22 protein-coding genes are annotated in these 25,352 nt (G+C 38.3%); 4 read left to right on the plus strand and 18 right to left on the minus strand.

Going from position 1 to position 25,352, the window contains the following annotated elements; all coding sequences use genetic code 11:
* Nucleotide 1 precedes the first annotated feature (1 nt).
* The gene (locus ACZ5N5_RS20190) at nucleotides 2-994 is read right to left on the minus strand and encodes a permease (protein WP_464373004.1); all 993 of its coding nucleotides are present in this window, start codon (nucleotides 992-994) and stop codon (nucleotides 2-4) included.
* A gap of 205 nt (nucleotides 995-1,199) precedes the next feature.
* Between ACZ5N5_RS20190 and ACZ5N5_RS20195 the strand changes: the two genes are divergently transcribed.
* Nucleotides 1,200-2,651, plus strand: a complete 1,452-nt coding sequence (locus ACZ5N5_RS20195; protein ID WP_109983750.1) for a Na+/H+ antiporter NhaC family protein — start codon at nucleotides 1,200-1,202, stop codon at nucleotides 2,649-2,651.
* 38 nt (nucleotides 2,652-2,689) lie between these two features.
* On the opposite strand, the gene ACZ5N5_RS20200 is transcribed toward ACZ5N5_RS20195, so the two are convergent.
* The 10 genes from ACZ5N5_RS20200 to ACZ5N5_RS20245 all read right to left on the minus strand — a co-directional run bounded on the left by ACZ5N5_RS20200 (nucleotide 2,690) and on the right by ACZ5N5_RS20245 (nucleotide 14,844).
* Nucleotides 2,690-5,173, minus strand: coding sequence for a LamG-like jellyroll fold domain-containing protein (locus tag ACZ5N5_RS20200; protein WP_464373803.1), 2,484 nt, complete (start codon nucleotides 5,171-5,173; stop codon nucleotides 2,690-2,692).
* Between the two features lie 551 nt (nucleotides 5,174-5,724).
* A complete protein-coding gene (locus ACZ5N5_RS20205) occupies nucleotides 5,725-6,213 on the minus strand; it encodes a hypothetical protein (RefSeq protein WP_054787161.1) in 489 nt (162 codons plus the stop codon).
* A 119-nt stretch (nucleotides 6,214-6,332) separates the two neighbouring features.
* Nucleotides 6,333-7,298 (minus strand): NAD-dependent epimerase/dehydratase family protein, encoded by a 966-nt coding sequence (locus ACZ5N5_RS20210; protein WP_464373005.1) that lies wholly within the window; start codon nucleotides 7,296-7,298, stop codon nucleotides 6,333-6,335.
* A 120-nt stretch (nucleotides 7,299-7,418) separates the two neighbouring features.
* A complete protein-coding gene (locus ACZ5N5_RS20215; RefSeq protein WP_464373006.1) occupies nucleotides 7,419-7,946 on the minus strand; it encodes a TetR/AcrR family transcriptional regulator in 528 nt (175 codons plus the stop codon).
* A 46-nt stretch (nucleotides 7,947-7,992) separates the two neighbouring features.
* A complete protein-coding gene (locus ACZ5N5_RS20220) occupies nucleotides 7,993-9,165 on the minus strand; it encodes an aminotransferase class I/II-fold pyridoxal phosphate-dependent enzyme (protein ID WP_464373007.1) in 1,173 nt (390 codons plus the stop codon).
* Nucleotides 9,158-9,970, minus strand: a complete 813-nt coding sequence (locus ACZ5N5_RS20225; protein WP_054859723.1) for a carbon-nitrogen family hydrolase — start codon at nucleotides 9,968-9,970, stop codon at nucleotides 9,158-9,160. The genes ACZ5N5_RS20220 and ACZ5N5_RS20225 overlap by 8 nt, the downstream gene beginning before the upstream one ends.
* Nucleotides 9,971-10,054: 84 nt before the next feature.
* The gene (locus ACZ5N5_RS20230; RefSeq protein ID WP_109983755.1) at nucleotides 10,055-11,089 is read right to left on the minus strand and encodes a LacI family DNA-binding transcriptional regulator; all 1,035 of its coding nucleotides are present in this window, start codon (nucleotides 11,087-11,089) and stop codon (nucleotides 10,055-10,057) included.
* Nucleotides 11,090-11,195: 106 nt separating this feature from the next.
* A complete protein-coding gene (locus tag ACZ5N5_RS20235) occupies nucleotides 11,196-12,035 on the minus strand; it encodes a sugar ABC transporter permease (protein WP_109983756.1) in 840 nt (279 codons plus the stop codon).
* Nucleotides 12,035-13,336, minus strand: coding sequence for a carbohydrate ABC transporter permease (locus ACZ5N5_RS20240; RefSeq protein ID WP_109983757.1), 1,302 nt, complete (start codon nucleotides 13,334-13,336; stop codon nucleotides 12,035-12,037). The genes ACZ5N5_RS20235 and ACZ5N5_RS20240 overlap by 1 nt, the downstream gene beginning before the upstream one ends.
* 218 nt (nucleotides 13,337-13,554) lie before the next feature.
* A complete protein-coding gene (locus ACZ5N5_RS20245; protein ID WP_464373008.1) occupies nucleotides 13,555-14,844 on the minus strand; it encodes a sugar ABC transporter substrate-binding protein in 1,290 nt (429 codons plus the stop codon).
* Nucleotides 14,845-15,196: 352 nt separating this feature from the next.
* Between ACZ5N5_RS20245 and ACZ5N5_RS20250 the strand changes: the two genes are divergently transcribed.
* The 3 genes from ACZ5N5_RS20250 to ACZ5N5_RS20260 all read left to right on the plus strand — a co-directional run bounded on the left by ACZ5N5_RS20250 (nucleotide 15,197) and on the right by ACZ5N5_RS20260 (nucleotide 20,776).
* A complete protein-coding gene (locus ACZ5N5_RS20250) occupies nucleotides 15,197-17,311 on the plus strand; it encodes an alpha-amylase family glycosyl hydrolase (RefSeq protein WP_464373009.1) in 2,115 nt (704 codons plus the stop codon).
* Nucleotides 17,312-17,394: 83 nt separating this feature from the next.
* On the plus strand, nucleotides 17,395-19,140 hold the full coding sequence (locus tag ACZ5N5_RS20255; RefSeq protein WP_464373010.1) for an alpha-glycosidase: 1,746 nt from the start codon (nucleotides 17,395-17,397) through the stop codon (nucleotides 19,138-19,140).
* Nucleotides 19,141-19,189: 49 nt separating this feature from the next.
* Nucleotides 19,190-20,776, plus strand: a complete 1,587-nt coding sequence (locus tag ACZ5N5_RS20260) for a catalase (protein WP_464373011.1) — start codon at nucleotides 19,190-19,192, stop codon at nucleotides 20,774-20,776.
* Nucleotides 20,777-20,818: 42 nt separating this feature from the next.
* Here the strand turns inward: ACZ5N5_RS20260 and hisA are convergent, their stop codons facing one another.
* The 7 genes from hisA to ACZ5N5_RS20295 all read right to left on the minus strand — a co-directional run bounded on the left by hisA (nucleotide 20,819) and on the right by ACZ5N5_RS20295 (nucleotide 25,352).
* Nucleotides 20,819-21,577, minus strand: a complete 759-nt coding sequence (gene hisA / locus ACZ5N5_RS20265) for a phosphoribosylformimino-5-aminoimidazole carboxamide ribotide isomerase (protein ID WP_464373012.1) — start codon at nucleotides 21,575-21,577, stop codon at nucleotides 20,819-20,821.
* 96 nt (nucleotides 21,578-21,673) lie between these two features.
* A complete protein-coding gene (locus ACZ5N5_RS20270; protein ID WP_464373804.1) occupies nucleotides 21,674-21,973 on the minus strand; it encodes a GNAT family N-acetyltransferase in 300 nt (99 codons plus the stop codon).
* An 8-nt stretch (nucleotides 21,974-21,981) separates the two neighbouring features.
* Nucleotides 21,982-22,281, minus strand: coding sequence for a GNAT family N-acetyltransferase (locus tag ACZ5N5_RS20275; RefSeq protein ID WP_464373013.1), 300 nt, complete (start codon nucleotides 22,279-22,281; stop codon nucleotides 21,982-21,984).
* Nucleotides 22,282-22,294: 13 nt separating this feature from the next.
* Nucleotides 22,295-22,729, minus strand: a complete 435-nt coding sequence (locus ACZ5N5_RS20280) for an NUDIX hydrolase (protein ID WP_054787159.1) — start codon at nucleotides 22,727-22,729, stop codon at nucleotides 22,295-22,297.
* Between the two features lie 65 nt (nucleotides 22,730-22,794).
* Nucleotides 22,795-23,610, minus strand: coding sequence for a GNAT family N-acetyltransferase (locus tag ACZ5N5_RS20285; protein WP_277678309.1), 816 nt, complete (start codon nucleotides 23,608-23,610; stop codon nucleotides 22,795-22,797).
* 1 nt (nucleotide 23,611) lies between these two features.
* On the minus strand, nucleotides 23,612-23,965 hold the full coding sequence (locus ACZ5N5_RS20290; RefSeq protein ID WP_277678308.1) for a hypothetical protein: 354 nt from the start codon (nucleotides 23,963-23,965) through the stop codon (nucleotides 23,612-23,614).
* Nucleotides 23,966-24,617: 652 nt separating this feature from the next.
* On the minus strand, nucleotides 24,618-25,352 hold the full coding sequence (locus ACZ5N5_RS20295) for a MerR family transcriptional regulator (protein ID WP_464373014.1): 735 nt from the start codon (nucleotides 25,350-25,352) through the stop codon (nucleotides 24,618-24,620).

Genomic DNA, 25,352 nt, shown 5'->3' on the forward strand with positions numbered 1-25,352 from the left:
ATTAAAATAAGAGTTGCCAGCAGCTGATGCTGATAAATACAATGACTGTTACGATCATGACAAAAGCAAAGACAAATCGTGCTTTGAACACACTTAGCATCATGAACGTATTTTTTAGATCAATCATCGGTCCATAGACAAGAAAACCGAGTATGGCACCCTTCGGAAAAATATTGCTGAACGAGGAACCGATAAAAGCATCCGCCTCCGAGCATAGGGAAAGGAAATAGGCTAATCCCATCATAACGAATAAGGAAGTGAACGGCCCGTCCCCAATCGAGACAAGTAGCTTGGTGGATACATATACTTGAACAAAAGCGGCGAGAAATGCTCCAATAATTAAATATTTGCCCATATCAAAAAATTCATCTACCGCATGAAGCAATGTTTTTCTTGCTTTGGTTAGAAGGCTTGTCTCATAATTAGTCTGAGTGGTTGTATGGACAGCTTCTTGTTTTAATTGATTGGTTCGATAGAGAAGGCTGATGATAAATGCGATAATAAGTGCTACAATAAAACCAATTCCCATACGTAGTAAAGCAATTTCTAGGTCATTTCCGAATGCCATATAGGTAGAAAAAATGACGATCGGATTGATCAAAGGACCTGTAAGAAGAAAACCAATCCCCGCAAAAAGTGGTACACCTTTAGCAATTAATCTACGAACAATAGGAACAATTCCACATTCACACGCTGGAAATAATGCCCCAACGACACAGCTCATTAAAATCGCAGCATATTTGTTTTTTGGTATCCATCGCTTCAATTGATTTTCCGTAATAAACATTTGAATAAAACCAGCAATCAACACACCTATTAAAACAAATGGCAGCGCCTCAATTAATATACTAAGAAAGATCGTATTCATTTGATAAAAGGAATCAGGTATTTGAAAAACGCTGTTGTTTGGATTAAGACTAACAAGACAAACAACAGCCGCAAATAATAACAAGAGACAACTATCAATCGTAAGAGAGGACAGGTTTCTTTTCATAGCTTCTCCTTCCATTTTTTTATTAAAACGTAATCATTACGATTATATGCTAGATTCCCGAATAATAGAACCAAAAACTAGCATTCTATTCTGTTTTTATCTTTAAAGCTGATTATGGTACAATGTTACACGTTATCTGTTTTTTTAATAGTTTCTTCTAAGATAGAATAATATAGAGCAGGTTTGGTTATAAGGAGGGAAATACATGTCACAAGAAAATTTGGCACGCACAACAGGTGATCGAAAAATAAATCAGCTAACCTTTCGTCTTGGCCCATTGGGTGCTGCCATTCCTTTATTGTTTTTTGTTATTTGGGCCATCACAACAAGTGTTCTTCAATTATCATCTGAAATCGGCTTAGTGCTTGGAGCTGTATTCGGTATTACACTAGGATTATTTTTCTGTAAAAGTAAATGGGCTGATTATGCACAGGGGTTATTTGACGGACTTGCGCAACCAATTGGAGTTGTAGCAATGGTTGCATGGTTCTATGCAGGGATGTTTGCACAAGTCCTGCAGGTAGGTGGTTTAGTAGAGGGCTTAGTATGGATTGGATCGATTACTGGATTTACTGGTGGATTATTTGTTGGCATGACATTTGTGCTTGCAGCGGTTTTTTCTACCGCAGTCGGAACAGGGTATGGTACTACAGTTGCTTTCTGTACTTTAATGTATCCAGCAGGGGTTGCAACGGGAGCTGACCCAACGATTCTATTTGCTGCGATATTGGCAGGAGCGGTTTTTGGTGATAACTTAGCACCTGTTTCCGACACGACAATTGTTTCTGCTACTACACAAGATGCAGATGTCCCGGGTGTTGTTCGTAGTCGATTCAAATATGCAATTGCTGCCGCTATCCCGACACTCCTTTTATTCATCATTTTTGGTGGTGGAGGCACCATAGAAAATCAGGCGAGTATTGAATCTACAACAAGTCCTACTGGCTTAGTAATGCTGATTCCATTTGCGATTGTTTTAATCTTAGCTCTTTCAGGACATCATATTATTACATCACTGACCTGGGGGATTCTAGTAGCAGTCGGGACGATTGCTCTGTTCCCAATTGGTTCTATTGGTGATATTCTAAGCTTTAATCCTGATTCTGATAGCATTGTCGAAGGCGCCTTAATAGACGGTATTAGTGGTTATATTAATATGGCCATCCTTATTCTATTAATCGTCGCTGCTGCCCATCTTCTTAAGCTTGGTGGGACAATGGAGGTTATAACTAAAACCTTAGTAAAATGGATTAAAAACTCTGTAAGAAGAGCAGAACTTGCCATCTGGAGTATTGTCGCATTACTCAACAGTGCGATTACGATTAATACTGCTGCTGAAATTGCTGCAGCACCTTTCGTTAAAGAAATCGGAGAAAAATACCATATCCATCGCTATCGACGGGCAAATATGCTAGATGCGGTCACTTCTGCATTAGGTTATATTTTTCCTTGGGGAGCGCCAGTTTTACTCGGCTGGTCTACGATTACGATGATGAAGGATACGTATGAGTGGTTGCCTATCGTTGCACCTACTTCCGTATTCCCCTTCGTCTTTCAAGGATGGTTCCTCGTTATTGTCATGCTTGTCGCGGCACTTACTGGCTGGGGACTACGTTACCAAGGCAAAAATGGAGAAGAATTAAAAAAACAAAAATAAGCAAAAGGATCGATGGGGGCTCCATCGATCCTTTGTTTTTATGATTGACTAAGCTCGTCTAGTTGATTTGGCGATAGTTCTCCTTGATAAATACGTAAATCATCGATAGCACCTTTAAATGGTGAATCCCAATGATTCACTGCTAGACCAAAATCTGCCTCAGCATTGGTGAAAATATCAGGGAAATTAGCTCCTAAAAATTCCTCTTTTCCATTTAGATAGAGCTTAACCGTTCCATTGCTAACCGTAAATGCGACATGTGTCCACTCATTTGTTTTGATTTGATAGCTAGCAGGTGCATCATACCAAGCTTCCCCAGACCAAAGCATTGTATTATCACCAGTTGGTCCTTTCGGAACTAAACTAAGCCAACTATCGGCTGTTCCACCAAAGAAGGTGGTCGTATAAGTGGTCAGCTGTTCTGGTTTCACCCAAAAGGAAACGGAGTACTCATGACTTGTAATAAGATCATCAGGTAATAAAATACCAGATTCCCCATCAAAATAGACAGCCTCTCCAGCTACCCCTTGCTCGTAGGAGATAGATCCACCAGTATTCGTGAGTCGATCACCAGTGACCGTCCCACTACCAAAATCACCATGCTGATCTGTTAAACTACCATCAAAAGAAAAATGGCTCGTCATCGATGCATCCTGATATGGCAATACCGTAATATCAAATGACTTTGTTGCTGACTCACTTCCTTTTGTGATCGTAGCTGTTAATGTTGCTGTAGATGGCCCTTCATCTGCAGATGGTCGATGAATCTCACCTGTATTCGTAATCACCGATTCATCGGATGTTTGCCATTCAATGACAGCCCCTGTCGTGCCCTCGGTTGGAAGCACTAAATGACTAACCACCTCTGATGTGTTCCCAAGATCTAGATCCTCCACAATTGCTTGAACTACCTCTTCATCAGATCTGTTTTCTTGTTTACTACCCCAAACGGTTATTCCTTCATCAGATAATGCAGTAAAGGTCATCACATATTTTTCAGCTGCTGGATCCCACTGTGGAGCGAATACCCCTTTATATGTTTGACCATCCAGTGTTAATTCCGCTTGATTGTGGCTTGTTTTTTTCCAGCTACCTTCTACGGCACCTGTTACTTTGTTATTTTTGTGCAAGGTTATATACTCTGATTTTACTATCTCGCCAGAATATTCATTACCATGGTTGATATATTTATAGATTCCAGCAATGTCTTTTCTATTCACCTTTTCTAATTGCTTACCAGTATAGCGGAAAGGTGAAACAACTGGCCATCCCTCTTCATTCATGAAAATGGAGTGAATCCTTACTTCATGTGCTTCCCCTTGATTAGGAAAACGGGTATGGAAGACTAAAAGTTGCTCGTTTGTTTCTTCATCTACATAAACCGAATTATGACCAGGAGATTTATAGCCGAAGCCCTCTCCTTCTCCAGGGTCGCCTACTTTTTGATCAAATAAGAAATTCCCCATTATTTTATTTCCATAAGTATGATTAGATACATTACCTGGTAGTACCGCATCTTGTCCCTTTGCATCTAGATAAGGCCCATCTGGATTTTCGGAGCGGAATACACGCATATTATAGCCCCCATCAGCGCCTAACCATCCATACGTTACGTATAGGTAGTAGTAGCCTGTTTCTTGGTTATAGACAATGTATGGTCCTTCTCCAGATTTAGTATAACCCCCAGCTATTTTCGTGCCGAAATAGCGATCAATCATTCTACCATCCTTTGTTTGTCCATCTTCTCCAGGATGAATCAATTGACCCGTTTCTTTATCAACCTCTAGTAAGAAAATACCTCCAGACCATGAGCCATACGTCATCCATAGCTTGCCATTCTCGTCATAGAATAAGTTGGCATCAATAGCATTCGGATACATCGCATTATTATAGGAACCATCACTATTAAACCAATTTTGATTTTCTGCTGTTAATGTTCCTTCCTCAATCATAGGTTGAATATTCGTGTTTTCCCACTGTTTATTTACATCACTATTGTTATCATATGCCTCATGCTCAGTAAATCCAGAATAAACGACTGTATCCACATATTCATACGGACCCTCAATCTCCTTTGATACAGCGTAACCGATCGCAGAGCGTATATACGTTGAGGATGCACTATAATAAATCATATAAGCCCCTTTGGAGCCATCCTCATTGACGTAATCCTTATTGTAAAAAATATCAGGCGCCCATACGGCAAATCCACCTGCACTATCGGCATCATCCTCCCCTGCCCACTCGAAGGATCCTGCCAAGTTTTCTGAAAGGTCTCCATAAAGTGCATTATTCGGTGTTGTATAACCATTAGTGAATCTCTCCCAGCTCATCAAATCCTTTGACTTCGCCGCTTCAATATGCGTCCCAAATACATAATACGTATCCCCCTCCTTAATGATCGAAGGGTCATGTACAGATACATCTTCAAAATTTGCTGGAGGACCTTTCAAGGATTGTTCTGGTTTATTACTATTTTTATCCTTCATACTAGCACCTACTGTTGACGGAATAATGATCATTGCAAGAAATAATAAAAAAGCCTTAGAGAAAAGTGATTTCACATTTCCACTCCTTTCCATAGTTTAGATCTTACAGGTCTTACCATTACTAATTACTGAAGTATTGCATCCCCCCTTTCAAATAGTAAAAATAAGATTGAATTCGCTTACATAATATGTATGATTAATTTATTAATTAATTGAATTTTATATATTCAGAAAATACCTTTTTATAGTTTACTTAATTGTTAAGTTCATAAACTATTTATGTATAAAAATATATTCATAGATTAACAATAGGATACAACAAGTTATCGCTATTTTCAACAAAAAAATAAAAATGTACGTACGAATAAAAAGACCTATATTCATAGGATCATAGATTAAAAAATACCACTTCACATGTAAAGTAGTGAAATGGCCGGACAAAGTTATCTGTACAAATTTTGATATTTTTTATTGGGAGAAAAGCGAATTTTAGCGAGATACAATGGTGCCTTTTCAAAAATTTAAGTAGTGATCAAATGTACATTAAAAAAGGCAATCGCTTAGTAGCGATGCCTCCAGATTGATTACATCATTTCTTCTATACTTCCATTTTCTTTATTCACAATATACCAGCCCATTGTAGCTGTATGACTAACGTCTCCATTGGATACGGATTCGTACACTTGGATCACATAATTTCCATTCTCGTCCAAATGGTCGACAACGACATTAATTTCGCTATTTGCTCCAATTTGCAAGTGTTCTTTCACTTTATTTATGGCGACGTCCTCTGTTATTTCTGTATTTTCTTCTTTATCAGAAGGTTTTTCAGAGCCATCTGTATTTTCACCTGCTTGTTCTTCATTTGACGGCACACTTACTCCATCTTCCTCTAGTTGTTGCTCTTCTTGATCAGTTGGATCTTGATTTTGTTTGGGATCGTCTGTAGTTTGCTCTACTTTATTCTCTGAATCGGTTTCTTCCTGCGCCTTCCCTACTTGTTCCTCTTCATTTTGTGTACAGGCAACTAATACAAATAATAGTAAAAATAAAGATAATATTTTCTTTTTCAATGTCACCAGCCCCCTTTTTCTAGTATATTTTTACTACTTTTCGTTTCTACTCTAATCATAGCAGATTCCACTTCATGATGACAATTAGTAAATAAGGGCAGTTATTGATTGATCAATTACTAAGGGTGAATTCTACCTCTCTTTAATGCATAAATTGTCTCACTAATGCCTTGTTCAAATGGGGTTTGAGGGATGCTACCCAATTTATTCTTTGTCTTTTCTCCGTTTAGTACAAAAGGTTCTTCTGTTAAATAGAGCATTTCCACTACTTCCTTCATGACAGGCTGAAACAACCCCAAGATAGAAAGACTAAATTTTCCAAGTGGTAAAACTATTTTGTTCGATCCATTCACTTGTTGTGCAATTTTAACAATGTCCCTTCCTGAAATGAGCCCGGGTCCAGGAATATGCCAGTTTTGGCGATAAGCATCGTCATGATAAGCAAGTTCTAGAATCATTTTTGCAGCGTCTGGTAAATAGACAAATTCCCGGGGTATCCTCATATTTCCAAGGAAAAAAGTGGATTTATTTCTTGCGATATCCTTCATCGTCATTCCTAAATAAGAAGCATCATTAGCTGTTGGACCATAGTAATCTGGCAATCTTACTATCATTGGCATTGCATTAGCAAAGCGATTATCGAAGACTAAATTTTCATAATCTAATCTTACCTTCCCTTTTCTTGTATGCGGATTTTTCGGATGAGCTTCTGTTGCCGGTGCCATTGTTCTTTTTCCATAAGGATATATTCCATCTGCAACAATTACTTTCTTTTGGAACCGATGAGCGAATGTCATCACACTTTCCCCAAGGTCTAGTAACTGCTCCTCCATTTTGTGATAGGGAACATTTGCACAATGGAAAATAACATCTGCATTTATCCCTGCTTTTTCGAGATCTGTTGTCTTCATTGCATCCCCAACTGCCAATGTGAACAAATGTGGATGATGGAGTTTCGATTTTAATTGTTCCAATTTTTCCTTTGAACGGCCAAAAAGGATAGACTTCACTCCTCTAATGTCTAATTCATTTGTAATAGCAGCCCCTACACCGCCAGTTGCGCCTAGAACCATTGCTACTTCCATTTGTTCTTCCTCCTTCTTTTTAGTGATTGATTAATCACTAACTGAATCCAAGTATAATATATAGTTAGTGATTAATCAATCACTTTTTTATAATAAAAAGAAGATAAGCGTATAAATCACTTATCCCCTTTTTTTATGAAGTAGTTCAGGCATGTCTAATGCCATGGATACATTACAGAGCATTCCTCTTGCCAAAAAGAGAAAAGCCCGCTCCTCTGAATTTTCTATATTTGCTTCTTTAAAAGCATTTACAACCAATGAATTCACCTCTCGAAATCCCCTTTGCATTTCTGTACGAATGGAGTCATCAGGAATGGTTTGGGACTGCATTTGCAAGAGAATTTCACTTTTATAGGATCGTAAAATCTTTTCATAGGCCTCGATTAGCTCCCATTCTAATTTGTCTGCTGAAGTTATCTCTACCGTTTTTCGAAAGCTTTTGATAATTCTTTCCCAAGATAATTGAAGTGCATTTAGCAATAGCTCTTCCTTTGAAGAAAAGAATTTAAAAATGTACGGTTGGGAAATACTTGCTCGCTCTGCTACTTTTGCTGTTGTAGCACGATAATATCCAATTTCTGCGAATACTTCGATAGCAGCAGATAATATTTCATTTTTGCGATTTGTTTTTTTTGATTCTTTTTCCAATCTTTCTCAACACCTTTTTTTAGTAGTTAGAGATTTCCTCATCATTCTAAAACAAATTCAATTGCCCAATTCGTGCCACTGCGGCCACTAGACGCTCTTCCTTATCCAACAGACCAATCCTTACATAGCCCTCTCCCGCTTGTCCAAAGCCAATTCCTGGTGCAGTAACGACATGTGCCTTTTCTAATAAAAGCTCCGAGAATTGCTCTGAAGTATAGCCTTCTGCGACTGGCATCCAAACAAAGAAAGACCCTTTTGCCACTCCTCCATGCCAGCCTATTTGCGCAGCAGCCTTCAGAAAAGTCGCTCGTCTACCTTCATACACTTGGTTATTTGTTTGCATTGCTTTTTCACCGTGAAGTAAGGCTTCCTTTGCTGCATATTGAATCGCACCAAATATGCTCACATAGAAATGATCCTGCATTCGTTCTATGCTCTCAATTACGGAGGCATTTCCTACAGCAAAGCCGATTCTCCAGCCAGCCATATTAAAGGTTTTCGAGAGGGTATACATTTCCACCCCAATATCCTTTGCCCCTTCTGCCTGTAAGAAGCTTGGTGGCTTCCTATCCTCAAAGCCGATTGCTCCATAAGCAAAATCATGGACGACACAAATATGATGCTCTTTGGCAACTGTGACAGTTTCTTCAAAAAATTCCAGTGTTGCCGTGGCTGCTGTAGGGTTATTGGGATAATTTAAAAACATTAATTTAGCACGATCCAAATCCTCTTTATCCATTAAACCATAGTCAGGTAAAAAATCATTTTCCTTTAACAAAGGCATATAAACTGCTTGCGCATTGGCTATAGCGATTCCAGACATATAATCCGGATAGCCTGGGTCTGGAACAAGCACCCGATCACCAGGATTGAGGAGACATTGGCTGATTTCTACTAGACCTGTCTTCGCACCAAATAAAATCGCTACTTCTTTGTTTGGATCAAGATTGACGCCATACTCTCTCAGATAAAATTCCGCCACTGCCTCCTTTAAAAAGGAATAGCCTTGAAAGGGCGGATATTTGTGAAATTTTGGATTTTCACTTGCTTCTTGTAATGCCTTCACAATAAATTTAGGTGTCGGGAGATCAGGATTCCCTTGCCCTAAATTAATAACATCATGCCCCTTTACTACTAAGGTTTGCACCTTTTTAACGAGATTTGCAAAAAACTGCTCTGGTAATCTTTTTAAAGTGTCTGAGACGTCAAATTTATGCATGGAAATCTCCCTTCACTGATTCATATAAATGTGGGACACGACTTGTAAATATCGGAATGCTTTTACGTGTTTCTGTCACTTTTTCTAGCTGTAGTGTCACATGGAGGCTCGCTTCTTTTTCACTCGGACCACTTGTAACAAGCTTACCTGCAGGATCAATCACAAGTGATTCGCCAGCGAATTGTGTTTCCTTACAACTGCCAGAGCTATTCACTGCAATGATGTAGCATTGATTTTCAATCGCACGAGCATGCAACAGATACTTCCAATGCTCAATCCTCGCGCTTGGCCATTGGGCTACAATATGGATTACCTTTGCACCATTTAATGCTAATGGTCGTAATAGCTCAGGAAATCGGAGATCATAGCAGATGACTACTCCCATCTTCACCCCATCTAATTCAAAATGACCTGCTTTATTTCGACCACCTTCTAAGTACTTAGGTTCATCGAGCATAGGAACTAAATGAATTTTGTCATATCGATGAATGACCTCTCCTTCTCGATTCAACACAAAGCTAGAATTATAGATCCCGTCCTCTTTTTTATTGGCGACAGAGCCGCCCACTATATTAACGGAAAATTCTTTCGCTAAATTACTTAAAAATGGAATCGTCGCTTTGCCATTTTGATCAGCTATTGGTTCTAATTGGTCTAGGGCATAGCCTGTGTTCCACATTTCTGGTAGGACAATGGTATCTGGCTTTGTCTCCATCATTTGCTTTTCTATCCAACTAGCAATCTTCTCGCGATTTTTTTCTGGGTTTGCCACATGGACATTCATTTGATATAAGGCATACTTCATCCAATCACACCTACTAATGATTTTCTTTCTATTGTAAATCATTCGACCAAATAAAGAAATATAGAAAAACCGATAAGCTTTAACTCATCGGTTCTTCCCGTCTAATTCTTTTGTCGACTGCCTATATTGAATTTCGTATGGAACAATAATACGCTTTACTGGCTCTTCTTTATTTTTCGTTCTTTCAATTAAACAACGTGCGGATTGAAATCCTAGCATATAGATTTGAATATCCACAGTAGTTAATGGAGGTGTAGTAATCTCTGATAAATAAAGATTGTTAAAGGATGTAATCGAAACATCCTCCGGACAACTTAAACCTAGCTCTTCTAATGTACTAATCACCCCAAAGGACATTAAATCATCCGCTACGACTAATCCAGTTGGCGGTATATCCAATGCGAATAATTGCTCTACCGCGTCGCGTCCCCCTGATTTCAGAAATTCAGCATGGGCAAAATATTCCGCAGGTAGCTCTAAATTTGCTTCTTTAATTGCCGTTTTATAGCCATTCAGACGGTCAATCGTTACCGTGAGCTCAGGTGCTCCACCAATAAAGGCAATATGTTCATGTCCTAAATCGATTAAGTGGTTGGTTAGTTCCTTACTAGCCTTTACGTTATCATTATCGACATAAGTAATTTCATTTTCTTGTTCTTGCGGTTTACCAACAATGACAAAAGGGAAACCTTTCTCGATTAAAAATTGTTGAACAGGATCAGCAATGCGAGAATAGAGCAGGATAATTCCATCTACTCGGTTCCCATTCACCATCCGCTTTACCTCTTCAAATACCTCTTCTTCATTTCCTCCTGTCGATACATACAAGGAATATTCTGTCTTATGCGCATAGGCGCCAATTCCTCGTAATACCTCTGGAAAAAAAGGATTTTGGAGCGCTTTATCGGCAGAGGATGGCATAATGACACCGATTGCTTGAGACGACCTAACCGCTAAATTCCGCGCATTAAAATTTGGATGGTACCCCAAATCCTTCATTGCTTTTCGCACACGTTTTTTTGTTTCTAAACTGATCCTTGGATTATCTGCAATCACTCTAGAAACGGTGGATGGTGCTACTCCAGCCTTTTTTGCCACATCTTTTATTGTAACTCCCATAAACGACACCTTCTACCAATCTATTCTTATCATTTGTGAAGCTTTCTTCATATTAGCAAATATCAAGTCTCCCCTATTATAATCTATTTTGCTTATCTGGGACACCCTACCCTTTTGTACCACCAGCTGTTAGCCCCGATATGAGGTAGCGCTGCAAGAATAAATAGATTGCTGCGACAGGTACGGCGATAAGAATCGAGCCTGCTGCAAATCGTGTAAAGTTATTGGCAAATTGATCATTAATAAAATTATAGAGGCCTACAGCCAATGTGTAATTTTCCTGACTAGACAAAACAATGGATGGCAATAAGAAGTCAAACAATGGCATCATAAAGTTAAACAAGGCAACAACAGCTAAGATAGGCTTCGCAAGTGGGAGCATCACACTCCAGAAAACACGGAGATGTCCAGCACCATCAATTCTAGCAGCCTCATCTAGCTCTCTTGGTATCGTATCAAAATACCCTTTCACTAACCAAGCATTAAATGGAATTTGTCCACCTAAATAAACAAAAATTAATCCGGTTAACGTATCGAGTAGCCCTATCATGTTTAGAAAAATATAAAGGGCAACCATTGCCATCATTACCGGGAACATTTGTAGTAAAAGGAACACATACAGCCCATTTTTTCGACCGACAAACTTATATCGGGAAAATGCATAAGCTACTAAGGAAGTTAAGACAACACTCCCCAAAGCAACGGATATCGATACAATCATCGAATTTTTATACCAAATTAAATAGTCACTTTGTTCACTAAAAAGCCATTTGTAATGCTCAAACGAGAAATTTTCTGGTATTAAAGAAGAAGAATATAAGCTATTCCCTTGATTTAGTGACATGCCAATTGTCCAAATCAATGGATAAAAAATAATGATCGATGTTAGGATGATAACGAGATACATAAAGGTTAGTTCTACAATCGATTTTTGCTTCTGATTCATTAAATTTCACCTTCTTCTTTAAATGATTTCGTTTGTCTAAATTGGTAGAATGCAAATCCAGAAATAATCAATCCCATGATCAAGGAAATAACAGCTGCCATGGCATAATTATTCGTATCAAAGGTTAGCTTATAGACCCAAGATATGAGGATATCCGTCCCACCTGCGTTTTGGTTTCGCACTGGAGGTCCACCTTCATTAAACAGGTAAATAATATTAAAGTTATTAAAATTCTGTGCATATTGCATGATCAGTAGTGGCGCTGTTGCAAACATCACGTGAGGAAAGGTAATGTATCGGAATTTCTGAAAACGAGTTCCTCCATCTACGTCAGCTGCCTCGTACCAATCCTTCGAAATACTTTGTAGAACCCCTGTAAACAATGCAAAGATAAATGGGAAGCCTAGCCATGTTTGAATCAAGATAACCGCCGTACGGGCATAAATCGGTTCACTTAGCCATGGGATACCATCTCCACCGATAAGTGGAATAATGATATCTCGGTTAATCGCTCCAAAATCGTCATTGAACATGGCAGAAAAAATGAGAATGGTCACAAATGCAGGAACCGCCCATGGTAGGATAAAAATGGTTCGAATTAATTTTTTAAACCGTATTCTCGGATCATTCACGATTAAGGCTAACACTAGCCCAACCGCAATTTGTAAGGTGGTAGCAATAACTGTCCATACAATCGTCCATGCCAGTACACTGACAAAGGTTTCCTGCCAAATAGGAACGGTCACTAATTCTGTAAAATTGGTAAAGCCGACCCAATCTACTAGATTACGAGGTGGAGAATTATAAAGATTGTAGTTCGTAAAAGCTAGTAATACGGAAAATAATAATGGAAAAATAACGACAAATATCATTAGCAAAAGGCCAGGAAAAGTCATCAAATAAGGAAAGGCACTATCATAAAAATCGATAATCGTGTCCTTGAATCCCTTTGGCTTCCAGCCTTCCTTCAGCTTTTTCGCTTGTTTTCTTGCATCAATAATATTAAAGATATACAACACAAGTAGAAAAACCGTGGCAATTAAGGACAACACACCAAACACGAGTAATCGAACCGAATGATCTGTACCCGGTATCGTTCCAAGTGTCCTTAGTCCCCATAATCCAAAATTGATGGAATCAAGTAGTGTTAAGAGAAACGCTACTTCTAATAAGATGAAGATAAATCCTTTTAAAAATCGTCGATTATATAATTGACCAAGCCCTGCAAAAATAATCGATAAAAGCGTTGCTATCGTTGGGTTATGATTTTTAAAAGGATGGTTACTTATTTCTTTTTTCAACAGAATTACCCCCGTTCATTGATGAAAAATACATCCATGTATAAGTGCTACGTTACTTTGCTCTTGGCACATTTTATTAAGTCGGGCTCACCATTATAGGATTCAACTCACATTATGGTATAGCAAACGCCCAAAGCTCTTTACCTCACCACAATAGGAAGCTTTTTTGTCATACTTAGAGGAGCGGGTATCAGACACCCAACTCCTCTAAAAAGTTCTTACTGAGCTCCACCGCTTGCTTCAATATTGGAATGAATATATTCCACTGCCTCTGTTAACACTGATTCAGGATCTTCCCCTTCCGCTAAAAATTGTAGAGCATTGTTCATTGGTTCCCACACTTGTGACATTTGTGGGGTACTTGGCATTGGCACACCATTTTCGATTTGTCCACTAAACGCAGCATAAATCGGGTCTTCAATCGATGCTAAAGCATTGGTATTGGTTGGAAGCTCCCCTGCCACTTCAAAATACTTTTGTTGGTTCACTTCATTTGTAATAAATAACGCTAGATCTGTTGCCCATTCCGTATTTTCTGAGAAATAAGAAACCATCCATGATTTCACACCAACCAGTGTAGACGCAGGTTTACCATTAATTTCAGGGAAAGGTACAAAACCAAGCTTATCCCCCAGCGCTTTTTGGTAGCTAGGTATACTCCAAGGTCCATTAATTACAGCACCGATTTTTCCTTCTGTAAACAATCCATCAATCACATCCGTAGTAGTAGATGCTGGAATCATCCCATCACCAAAGAAAGATTGGTATAACTCTCCACCTTGAATCGCTCCTTCATTAGCTAAGCCTACATCCGTGATATCATATTCCCCTACATCACCACCAAAGATATACGCACCATAGTTCTTAAAGAATGGATAAGCAAAATATAAGTCATTAGGCTTCATTAAAAATCCGTATTTATCCTGTGATGCATCGGTATGTTGTTCCAAGGCTACTTTCAAATCTTCGATTGTACTAGGCTCTTCCGTTATAATATCTTTATTATAAAAAATCCCATATGTTTCAATAACAGCAGGTACACCATATAAATCTGTCTGACCATCATACTCATAAGTAACCGCATCCAATGAAACTTGGCTATAGGAGGCTTGATCTGATTCTTCTATTTCTAATGGTTGAGCGAGTCCTTGAGCGACAATATCACCTATACGATCATGTGGTTGAAAGTATAGATCGGGACCTCTTCCTTCTGGTCCAGCTAGTGCCAACTCATCTAGTTGTTCTAGCATCGATTTCGCCACAACGTTCACCTTAATTCCTTCTTCTTCCTCATATTTGGCAGCGATTTCTTCAATAGCCTGTAATTGCTCTTCTTCGTCATTTGCCCAAATCGTCAGTTCTTCAGGCTTATTATCAGAAGCTTCATTTGTTGATTCTTCACTACCTTCACTATTACTTGCCTCTTCTCGGTCTGGTGCACATCCTACTAATGCTAGAAGGGCAATCAATAGAACCCCAATTGAGAATAAAAATGTTTTCTTTTTCATTTCTAACTCCCCTTTTTATTTAATTTGCGCAATCGCTTGCACTTAATTGTTTACATTATACATCCGCCACTTATTTCGCGCAAGCGTTTTCTTTTTATTTTTGTATTTTAAATTTTTCCTTCATTAAATAACCTTTTTAATAAAATTTTAAAACATATTTTATATTGACTTATTTTATACTTTCTTGTAATAATATATATAACAACAAGATTTATCTTCGATCATAATTTGAGGGCAATGCTTTGGATTTTACCAACAACCCCGGCTTCCAATCGAGAAGTCGGGGTTGTTTTTTTAGAAAGGAGGCTCTGGTGAAAAGTCCAAATTTAGCTGGAAAGGATGAGGATAAATAGTGAAATTTTTAGCAAATTTTGCGAAATCGTTTGCATTTATGTTGCTTTGTTTGCTCGTTTTCCAACAATTTAGCTCGGAAATCGAGGCTTCGTCAAAAGTCGATTATTCCCAAGATGTCATTTATCAAATTGTAACAGACAGATTCTATGACGGTGATCCAACGAATAACCCTACAGGTGAGCTTTATAGCCCAGATGCCAGTAATCTGCATAAATATTTAGGCGGAGATTGGCAAGGAATTATCGAAAAGATTGAAAATGGCTACTTAACGGATTTAGGTGTAACCGCTTTATGGATTTCTCAGCCAGTTGAAAATGTGTATGCTGTTCACCCTGAGGGTTATACTTCTTATCATGGGTATTGGGCAAAGGACTATAAGAAAACCAACCCATTTTACGGAGACTTAGCGGATTTTCAGCAATTAGTAGAGGTGGCTCATGAAAAAAGGATGAAGATTATTATTGATTTTACTCCAAATCATTCTTCTCCCGCTCTTGAGACAGATCCTAATTATGTAGAAAATGGTGCGATTTATGATAATGGTACGTTACTCGGTAATTATTCTAATGATGATCAAGGCTTATTCCACCATAATGGGGGAACTGATTTCTCCTCATTGGAGGATGGGATTTATCGAAACCTCTATGATCTCGCTGACTATAATCTCCAAAACGAAACAATTGATCAATATTTGAAAGAATCGATCAAGCATTGGTTAGATCTTGGGATTGACGGCATTCGCGTCGATGCGGTCAAGCATATGTCCCGAGGGTGGCAGGAAACACTAGTCAATCATATTTACACTCATCAGCCTGTTTTTACATTTGGGGAATGGTTTTTAGGAAAAGGAGAAATTGATCCGAAAAATCATGATTTCGCAAATGAAAGTGGTATGAGTTTATTAGATTTTCGTTATGGTCAAGCGCTCCGCTCTGTATTAAAGGATGAAGATGCTACGTGGACTGACTTTCATGAAATGATTGAGCATACATCTGCTAGCTATGACGAAGTAAATGATCAGGTTACCTTTATTGATAACCATGATATGAGTAGATTTACATCCTCTACTACTTCAAAAACCGACACGGAAATGGCATTAGCCGTGCTTCTCACCTCCCGAGGTGTCCCTACGATTTATTATGGCACAGAGCAATATCTAACAGGAGAAGGAGATCCGGAAAACAGAAAACCAATGCCAGGCTTTGATCAAAATACGAAAGCGTATCAACTGATCAGTAAGCTATCAGCCTTAAGACAAGCCAATCCAGCACTAGGCTTTGGAAATACAACAGAGCGTTGGATCAATCAAGATGTTTATATTTATGAAAGAAAATTTGGAGACCATGTTGTCGTAACTGCTGTAAATAGTGGAGACACCGCATACAATATCTCAAACATGCAAACAGCATTACCAAGCGGAAGCTATAACGATGTACTTGCTGGATTATTAAATGGAAATTCCATCACGGTGAACCAGGATCAACAAGTTAACAGCTTTGAATTGGTTCCAAATGAGGTAGCGGTATGGCAGTATACAGCAGAGAGCAATGGGCCATCTATCGGACATGTTGGTCCAATGGTAGGTCAACAAGGGAATGACATAACGATAACTGGTGAAGGGTTTGGAAGCTCCAACGGAAACGTGTTCTTCGGTAACGAAACAGCAGAAGTAAAAAGCTGGAGTGACTCAGAAATTGTTGTGACGATCCCTGCCCTTGCTGCTGGAAAATATGCGGTTACGGTGGAGACTTCGTCGCAAGTATCAAGCAATAATTACGAGGGATTTGAAATTTTGACAAACCAACTCGTCCCCGTTCGTTTTGTTGTCGATAACGCAGAAACAGATTATGGTACTTCTATTTATCTAGTTGGAAATACACAGGAGCTTGGTAATTGGGATGTAGATAAAGCGATTGGTCCATTTTTTAATCAAGTTATGTATCAATATCCTTCTTGGTATTATGACATAGGTGTACCAGCAGGACAGGAAATCGAATTTAAATTTATTAAAAAAGATAGTCAAGGAAATGTCACCTGGGAAAGTGGCACGAATAGAACCTATTCAACCCCTACCACAGGAACAGACACCATCCAATTTAACTGGAGAAATTAACCTATTGAAGCGGGCAATGCTTTTGATAACAACCCCATTAAATTAATGGGGTTGTTTACTATATATAAAAGGAGTTTTGAACAATGCTAACAGATATTCGTCATCGAGCAATTCTTCCATATGTATATGGCAAGGATAAAGAAACTGTAGAAATTATGCTAGAAACAAAAAAAGAATTCATAAAAAAAGTGGAGCTAATCTATGCCGACCCTTATCATTTTAAAGAAAAGGATTGGCAATATCAGCTCAGTGAAATGAAGCGAACTGGTTCCACTAGAGATATCGATTATTGGAAAATCCAAATAAAACCACCCTATCGAAGATTACGATATGGCTTTCGCTGTACCACCGCGCAAAATAAAACGATCATCGTAACAGAGCGAGGTTATTTTGAGGAAATACCTAAGGAAATTGGCAATTTTTATTGTTTTCCATACCTTCACGAGGCCGATAATTTTCGTGCCCCTAAATGGGTAAAGGATACGGTATGGTATCAAATTTTTCCTGAGCGATTTGCTAATGGGGATCCCTCTCTTAATCCAGAAGGAACCTTACCATGGGGCAGCACTGATCCGACACCAACAAATTTTTTTGGCGGGGATTTTCAAGGAATCATCGATCACCTTGACTACCTAGTGAATTTAGGGATAAACGGCATTTACCTCACCCCTATCTTTAAGGCTTATTCTAATCATAAATACGATACGATTGATTATTTTGAAATTGATCCCCAATTTGGAGATAAGGAAACCTTCCGCCGGCTTGTGAAGGAATGTCATGCACGTGGCATAAAAGTCATGCTTGATGCTGTTTTTAACCATAGTGGCTTTTATTTCGAACCATTCCAGGATGTATTAGAAAACCAGGAAGATTCACGATACAAGGATTGGTTTCACATTTGGGATTTTCCGATAGAAACAGAGCCGAAGCCTAATTATGATGCCTTTGGATTTGTTTCGACCATGCCTAAATTAAATACGGCGAATTCGGAAGTGAAAAAATATTTGCTAGATGTAGCGGAATATTGGGTCAAGGAATTTGATATTGACGGATGGCGACTAGATGTTGCCAATGAGATTGACCATTCCTTTTGGCGTGAGTTTCGACAGGTAGTCAAAAAAGTCAAGCCTGATGCTTATATCCTCGGTGAAATTTGGCATGATTCCTTACCATGGCTCGAAGGAGATCAATTTGATGCTGTGATGAATTATCCTTTCACCAATGGTGCGATAGAATTTTTTGCGAGACAAAGGATGGATAGTCAAACATTTGTGGATAGCATCACGAATGTACTGCATATGTATCCACAAAACGTGAATGAGGTCGCCTTTAATTTATTGGATAGTCACGATACAGCTAGGATACTAACCTTAGCAGATAACGACAAGAGAAGGGCACGACTACTGTATCTATTTCAGTTATCCTTCCTCGGTTCCCCATGCTTGTATTATGGGGATGAAATTGGCTTATCTGGCGGAGAAGATCCAGGATGTCGTGCATGTATGGAATGGGAAGACGAGAATCAAGACCAATCCTTGTTTTCATTTGTTCAACAGTTAATCCAGTGGAGAAAGGAAATTAAAGGCTTCGGCAATTCGGGGGAATTCCAGTTTTTAAAAAGGCAAGGAAATGTCATTGTTTATGAAAAAAGAACAAACACGAACAGGCTAATTTTTGTATTGAATAATGAGGATAAACAACAGGACATTATATTAGATGAATTAGCTAATCTCAGTGCAAAGGAATTGTTCACAAACAGACAGGTAACCTTTCAAGATCAAGCAAAAATTAGTGTACAGGCATATGGCTACTTTTGTTTTCAACTATAGTAACTGACTAGATGCCTCTTTCCGCATAACGTGCCATCATTAGGGAATAATGGAGATGACTAGTTATCAAGGAGGCATCCAAATGGACAAAAATAAGAAGGAAAAGGAAATTTTGACAAACCACCAAGGCCATGACGTGACAGACAATCAAAATGTTCGAACCGTTGGCAATCGTGGTCCAATGACATTGGAGAATTACGATTTTTTGGAGAAAATAAGTCATTTTGATCGTGAAAAAATCCCTGAGCGTATTGTTCACGCCCGTGGTACAGGGGCGCATGGTTATTTCCAGTCATATGGAACAGTAAACGGGGAGCCTATCTCCAAATATACCCGAGCAAAGGTGTTTACCAATACAGAGGTACAAACACCGGTATTCGTGCGATTTTCTACTGTTGTTCACGGCAAGCACTCTCCAGAAACGTTGCGTGACCCTCGTGGCTTTGCGATTAAATTTTACACAGAGGATGGCAACTGGGATTTAGTCGGGAATAATTTGAAAATATTCTTTATCCGTGATCCATTAAAATTCCCTGATATGATCCACGCATTCCGCCCTGATCCAGTGACGAACTACCAAAACCTTGAGCGTATGTTTGACTTTGTCAGCAGGTCCCCAGAGGCGATGCATATGATTACATTTGTCTATTCTCCTTGGGGGATTCCAGCGACTTATCGCCATATGCAAGGCTCTGGAGTACATACGTACAAATGGATCAATGCGGAAGGTAAGGCTGTTTTAGTGAAATATCATTGGGAGCCTGTGCAAGGAATTAGAAACTTGACACAGCAGGAAGCCAATAAAATTCAAGGACAGAACTTCAACCATGCTACTCAAGATCTCTACGAAGCCATTGAGGAAGGCAATTACCCTGAATGGGAGCTTTATGTACAGATTATGGAGGACGGAGAGCATCCGGAACTAGATTATGATCCGTTAGATCCGACAAAGATTTGGTATAAGGAAGATTATCCATGGCATAAGGTTGGAAAAATGGTGTTAAATAAAAATCCTGATAATTTCCATGCGGAAGTAGAGCAATCGGCATTCGGTACAGGGGTGCTAGTCGATGGGCTTGATTTTTCCGATGATAAGCTTTTGCAAGGGAGAACCTATTCCTACTCTGATACACAGCGCTACCGTGTAGGTGCGAATTATCTTCAGTTGCCAATCAACCGTCCACATAAAAAGGTTGTGACAAATCAAACGGGTGGACAAATGGATTTCAGAGAGGACTATGGGGAACATAAGAATCCTCATATTGATTATGAGCCATCCTTACTTGGCGGGTTAAAGGAAGCGAAAAATCCAGGCGTTGAGCATGAGCCACATGTGGAAGGAAATCTCCAACGTAAAGCTATTTCTCGCGAGAACAATTTTGGTCAAGCGGGAGAAACCTACCGTCGTTTAGCGGATTGGGAGAAGGATGATTTAATCGCAAACCTTGTGAATGCCTTGGCTAGTTGTCACGAGGAAATTCAGCAAAAGATGGTGGAGATGTGCTATCAATGTGATCAAGACTATGGTAAACGATTAGAGGATGGACTGAAGAATGCGACAAGCAGTCGTGAAGAGAAAATGGAAAAAGCGGTTGATATGGCAGAGGAAATGTCCAAGCCTTCAGATCCTTATTAAAATTAGGAGGGCCACTTCTTTTTAAACGAAGCGGCCCTTTTCCTATTTATGATGACAATATGCTACTACTTCCTGGTAAGATAACTCCCCACCGAAAATATCTAAGGCACTTCCAATAGTAATATCAAGCTTACCTTTCGATAGCTCGCGAAAATGGTCTAGATCCTCCATCGAACGAATCCCACCAGCATAGGTTGTTGGAATCAATACCCAATCTGCGAGCTTTTCCACTAAATTTGCTTCAAATCCACTTCTCTTCCCTTCCACATCTGCTGCGTGAATCAGGAACTCATCGCAGTATTGCTCAAATTCTCGAATCGTCTCTTGATTGATTTCAATCTGGCTGAACTTTGTCCATTTATCTGTGACGACAAACCATTTTCCATCCTTTTGCTTACAGCTCAAATCAATCACAAGCTTGTCTTTTCCAATGGTATCAAGCAATTTCTCTAATCGTTCTTTATTCAACTCACCATTTTGAAAAATATAGGAGGTGACAATAACGTGAGAGGCACCATTTTCAAGATAAAACGATGCATTATCTGCATTCATCCCCCCACCAATTTGCAGTCCGTTTGGATAGGCATTTAAAGCTTCTAAGGCTGCTTCTTGATTTCCATCTCCTAGCATAATAACATGCCCACCTTTCAGCCCATCTCGTTGAAACATTTCCGCATAGTGATTACTTTTATAGGTTGATATGTAATTTTCGACAACAGGCTTTCCCACTTCGTTTAACGTATCTCCAACGATTTGCTTTACTTTTCCTTGATGCAAATCAATACAGGGTCTAAAGTCCAAAGCGATCACGTACCTTTCTTCTTGTTTCTTCCTTTCATTCTAAATCATTTTTGAGAAAAAAACATCTAGATTGGGGGATTTAGTTGTGTACTTCTTTCAGTTTTTACTTATGTCCTCCATCCCTACAATAAAAGCACTGTCGGTATTAAGGTAATCTTCTTCTTGAATTATTCCATAAACCGCACAGTCTTTATATTGGTTTTTGGCATTACGAATCATATGTCTAATAACTCCTTCTTGAACCAGTCCAGCTTTAACCATTACCTTTCCAGAAGCCGGATTATCGGTGTTATGGGCTGCCGCAATTTTATGTATGTTCATATATCGGAAACCAAATTCCACTACTGCTTTTAAGGCTTCGGTCGCATACCCTTGATTCCACCATGTGTGTCCTATCGAGTAACTTACTCACAGTTTCCTGTATGGTTATCAAAATCATACAAGTCGATTTCACCAATTAATTCGCCATTGACTTTTCGCTCAATAGCCCACCAACAAAATTCCTTTCTGTCATAATTCTTGACTATCTTTTCTACCCTCTCCATTGTTTCGATAACAGTTTTATGCGCCGCACTAACTCGATTATCCGATACGCGTTCATCAGAAAGCCAGTGATTAAATACCTTTTGAGCATCAGACAACGCCATCCTTCTTAGGATCAATCGAGTGGTTTCTATCTTGGGTGTTCCTAGATAATGTATCATTATGCCACCTTCCTCAATCATTTATAAGCGCTAATAAATTTTCAGGAACTAGACGTAGCTTACCATTTTGGAACTCGCTCAAGGGCTGCCAGAACAACTTGATGATCTTTCCATTGTCTTCTATACCCTCAAAATAACTTTTCTTATATAATGATGTATCAACAAATGTAACATCATATACCAATACGATCTCATGTCCAATCTCACCGTTGTATGAAAAGATGTTCTCTAACGTTCCTAAGTACTCTATATTAGTGATGCTTGCCTTTATTTCTTCTTGAATTTCTCTCTTTAATGCATCGGAGCTCATTTCCCCAAATTCAATTTCTCCACCGATTGGGCGATAATAATATTCTTTGCTAATGTTGTCGTATCCTTCTGCAACAAGAATGGATTCCTTGTTACGAAAAAGACAAATTACTAGTGGTCGAACTACTCCCTTTTTCATCAAGAACCTCCATTTGACCGAACATTATTTTAATAAAAACGCATTTTTCATGATTACAGGGAAGTTTAAAATTTTGTCCAAATCGCTTTTGTATAAGCAATCTTCATTCCTGCTCTTTCCATATTTTTTTGACTTATACTTCCATATGACGCTTGACCAACAATCAAATGACAATGGCGTCGTTTGACTTCATGTAACCGTTTTAATATTAGAGCACTGTGTATACCTTTATTTCTTAATTTTGGTATCGTAGCTGATGCAGCAAGTGTCCCTATTCCATCATATTCGAATAAGACTCCAATTCCAGCAGATTCTCCCTGATAACTCGCCAAATAGAAAGTCCAGTGCTTATCACGATGTAATACTTTATTATTTTGCGCAATATGATCCTTTATGAAAGAAGGCATATTAAAGCCTTTTATATATAAATCTCCGAAGATATCAAACTCATGTTCCTTCAGTTCGCGGATAGAAATAGATGTGTCCATTTTTTTGTTTGAAATGAAATCATAAGATGGTGAACCGCAGAGAACCGTGTGAAACCCGCATTGACTGTAACCTTTCTTAGAAAGGGACTTGAACAAATCGGTTGAAGAATGAGCAGGTGTTATTTCAAATCTAGCAGGGACCTCTCTCTTATGATAGAAATCTAAGATACAATCAATAAATTCAATTTCCTTTACACTAATACCCTTAATCGTATTAAAGGAAGGTCCAGGTATATTTTTGGCTGAAAACGCAGTAGCATTACCAAACTTTTTTATCTCTATATCCATCGGGTTACCTTTTATTTCTTTAATAGCTAAAAGTCTAGACTCTAAAGCCTGTAACTCTGATTGTTCTATTCTTTGGGCAAGATCTTTAGTCATTACAATTGACATGTTACACCTCATTTAGCCTTCTAATTTTCAAATAAACTGTTAATCCATAAACTAATCCATAAAAGAGAGTCATTATCAAAGAATATGAACCATAACTTAAGTCCAATAGGATATTGCCGCCGAATAGTGGAGCGATAAAAATGAAATAAAATGGATACTGTAAGGAGGTAATCAAATCTAATATACTATGATCAAGCATGGCTTGTTTAAAAGATGAGATAACAAAAATGAATACACCTGATATTACTCCTAATAATGCGAATACCTTTAAGTTTTTACTGCCTTCCTTAGAGGATATGATTAATACGAACATAAAAAATAAAGTTGCTAATAAATGGATAACATTTATGCTCATATCTGGATGTTTTATAGCTGGTAATAGATTTACTGTAAAGGCTAAGCAATATGAGCCTACTAGGAAAATTACGTATTTATAATTGATAGGAAATTCCCCCTATTAGTCAGATTCCTTCACTTTTTCTGATCTCCTCTTCTACTGTTTTTTTAAAAATATACTAAATAAACTTCATAAACTTCTTTAGAATAAACCAACAAGTATTCCTATTACAAAATTAAGTATATATGAGATGAGTTTTTATTCATAATATCCCCTCCGATTTAAAAATGTGTTCTAACAATTAATCTCATTCCCTGTACTCTCTCTTAAAATAAAAAACTGTTCCGTTAACCCCCGACAGCTCCCAACCCTCATTACCAAGGGAATTTAACTTTTTAGTCATTGCAGTCTTGAAATCAAGTTCGGATTTTAATTGGAATTGAATGTCTTCTACACTGTATTCAAATTGTTGCAGTTAAAAACTCCTCCTCGAATTGTGTGGTAATTTTAACAAATGACTTCTTAACCGAAATTACTATTTTACCAACACCACTCTGTTTTAATATAAATATCCAATTCAAAGAATGATAGTTACTATACAATATAACCCAAACATAAAGAAACGCAATCTCTACATAATGATTGCGCATTACCTGTACCTAATATCATTTCAATCATCTGAGGTCTTTAATGCTTCCTGTATATAAAGATATAAGCCAGTATCCAATCCAAATTGTAATGCAGCTTCTGGATTATCGGCATAAAATGCCTCGGCGTTTTTCTCGATTTCTGGGTTATTTTTCGAAAAGGAATAGGTAATATTTTTCCATCTTACTGCTAACTCTATTACTGTTTTTGATTTAGGGGATGATCCTCTCTCTTTTTCTAAACGTAAATTCCTTAGGAGCCATTCGAATTCCTTCTCTACATCTTTTAAGGTATTGGTATCCACTTGATCATAATACATTTTCATTTCTTCTAATTGTGAGTTTGAAAAATACTTTGAACGGTTCATTTTCATAAGCTCGAATAATGTTGTCAGTTCTTTAATCGAAATATCTTTATTATTTGCAAGCTCTTTTTTCGTTTGTTCTAATTGAGAAAGTAATTGTTGTTGAATTTTTATATCCTCTCGAATACGGTCTATTTGTTTATCAACCGTCTCTATTGCGGAATGATAATCTTCATTTTCCGTAATTTCCTTGATTTCCTCTAATGATAGCCCCATCTGCTTTAAGACAAGTATCTTGTGCAATTTTTGCAGATCAGCCTGGCTATAACGACGATGACCTGATGCTGTATAATCAGAAGGGGAGAATAATTTGATTTGGTCATAGTATCTTAAAGTGCGAATCGACAGGCCAGTTAATCTCGCTAGTTCGCCGACTTTCCAATAAATTGTCAT

It is taken from the genome of Gracilibacillus sp. JCM 18966 (assembly GCF_055392695.1).